We start from the raw sequence: 2,514 nt of genomic DNA, 5'->3' as shown, positions 1-2,514 counted from the left end.
TGAATACAATTCTCCCATACTTAGGGTAACATGTTGTAACTTCACTTGATTCCCGAAGCCCTACTGTGGCTTTGATTCTTGCTGGCTTAGAACAGCATAGCACCAGTATGTTCGCTGAGGGCTATTGGTTTAACACACAAGAGACGACTGTACAGCCGAACTCCGATGGTATTATCTATACACCTGAGAACATGCTGGCTTTCTATAGTCTCGGTCGAAGTGTAGAGCCTAGAGGCGACCGTCTCTGGGACATTGATAATAGTACTTGGTATTTCACCGAAGATGTTCGCTGTCGTATTATCGACAAGCTCGACTTCGAGAGTATTCCTGAGTACGCAGCCCTTGCTGTTACGTACAGCGTGGGTATTGAGTTATACACAGCAGACTTCGGTGTAGATAATACGCTTCAGGTTCTGCAAACCCATCTAGCTAGTAACCTCACAATGCTGCGTCAGGAGAACCTACGTAAGCGTCACTACAGCGTACTGCGCCCTGCGCATAAACGCTTCCAACATCATCTATGGAGATAACTTATGGCTGTATATGAATCAGGTTATCCCTCGCTTATTCAGGGAGCATCACAACAAGTCCCTGATAAGCGTCTTGACGGTCAGGTGTCCAATCAGCTTAATATGGTATCGGATGCACTTACTGGTCTGCGTAGGCGTAAAGGCTTTGAGCTCCTGCGATTCTTAGAGAACTCCGATGATGCTCGGTTCTGGTGGTTCAGTATCTCAGGTGCATCCTATCTGATTGCTCATAACTACAGTACTGGTAGTATCCGCGTGTACTCTGATAAGGGTATCCTCGTAGGTTCCATTCAGAACAATTATCTCATTGGGGCATATCAGGACTTTCAGTACACTTCTGTTAGTGGCCTTGGTGCTGTGTTGAATACTCAAGTACTCCCTAAGATGCAAACTATTCAGGAGCGTAAGTACCTTGAGGGCTTCATTGATGTTGTGACTGGTGAGGTTGAGTACGATTGGGACATCACGGTTGTGCATGTAACCGAATCTAACCAAACGCACACCTCTGCTGTATCCGTGCATAATGGGGATGGTGTAACGTCTAACGCAGACCGTCCAACTAAAATACAAGCTGGTTCAAGCTCCACAGGTTCCTGGACGTGGGTTCAGAGTGTAAACGCTAAGGATAAGTACGAGGGGATTAAATCCATATTGAGTTCCGCAGGGTATTCCGTTGATACTGTGGATGCAGCCTTTATGGTAACTGCGAATGGTATGGCGGGTGCTTTTGCGTATGCTTGGTATAACACCTCAGAGTTCGAGTACATGCGTACGAACTTCAACCTGTACGTCTATGGCTCTAACATCTTCATTCAAGCAAAAGATTTAACCCTAGGCGGAACCCTTGAGATTAAAACATCTAGCTCCAGTACATATATTCGCACTACAGGTGTGAGTACGAGCTTAAGTGTAAACAGCAAGGATGACCTCCCTGCTGTACTGCCTGATGCTGCTGCTGGATTTATTCTTGGTGTTGGTAATACCGAGGATACCATGATGTACTACCAGTACATTGCAGATACCCGTACATGGATGGAATCATCTAAGTACGGACAGATAACTGCATTCACGAATATGCCGTTTGTGTTTGAGGTTATAGCTGATGCTGATGATTTAGTAAAGTACATCGGTACCATTGGTGAGGATACTGTGCACACGGACTTCTCTTCCTTTGAAGTACGTGAGCCTGACATAGAGCAAATTATCCGAGATATTAAGGGTGCTGAAGTTAAAACGAACTACCGTTGGTTAGGTCGAACTGTTGGTAATGAAACCAATAACGAAACCCCTGACTTTGTAGATACACCCTTTACTGGTATTGGCGGCTATCAAGGTCGCTTGGTATTGATGAGTGGTGCGTACGTTCATATGTCTGCAAGTAACAAGTACAATGTGCTTATGCGGACAACTACAGATGACGTGCTGGATTCTGACCCTATTCATGTGTTGAGTATTAATGCCTCAGGGCAGGACTTCAAACATGCTGTGGAGTTCAACAAAGACTTAGTGCTTATCTCGGATAACCAACAAGCGGTAATTGGCGGTAGTACTATTGTGTTGACCCCGCAGAATACTGTGATATACAAATCCTCTGTTGCACCTATGAACACCTCACACCCTCCGATTATGGTTGGTCGTGATTTAATCTACACGGTGCAGAACACGATGGGGTACAGTCAGGTCGGTCAACTCCAAGTAAATAACCTTGTAGAGAACCAGTTCAATCCACAGATTATCTCAGCACATTTACCGAAGTACCTTAAAGGTAATATCGAGTTCAGCGCTGGTACATCATTAAGTGGTACGATTGTGTTCGGTACAGGTACAAAAGAGCTCTTGGTTTGGCAGTACATCGCTGACCAGAGTGAGGTACTACAAAGTGCATTCGGCTTATGGGAATTACCGTACCCTGTAGTGTACGCGTGGTTTATCTCCGATATTATGTTCAGTATCCTGAAGACCCCTCAAGGATATGCGTTATGTT

The 2,514-nt window shown here is 45.1% G+C and carries 1 protein-coding gene and 1 pseudogene; both read left to right on the top strand.

Annotated elements, in window-relative coordinates:
* Nucleotides 1–47: 47 nt before the first annotated feature.
* Nucleotides 48–530 (top strand): annotated as a pseudogene (locus ABWK52_RS29115) (hypothetical protein); the annotation flags it as partial.
* A gap of 3 nt (nucleotides 531–533) precedes the next feature.
* On the top strand, nucleotides 534–2,514 hold a 1,981-nt coding region (locus ABWK52_RS29110; protein WP_353772365.1), incomplete at its 3' end, for a hypothetical protein.

Source organism: Bacillus sp. AP50 (genome assembly GCF_040492675.1).
GTDB classification, from domain to species: Bacteria; Bacillota; Bacilli; order Bacillales; family Bacillaceae_G; genus Bacillus_A; species Bacillus_A cereus.
This window is presented reverse-complemented; position numbering and strand designations above follow the sequence as displayed.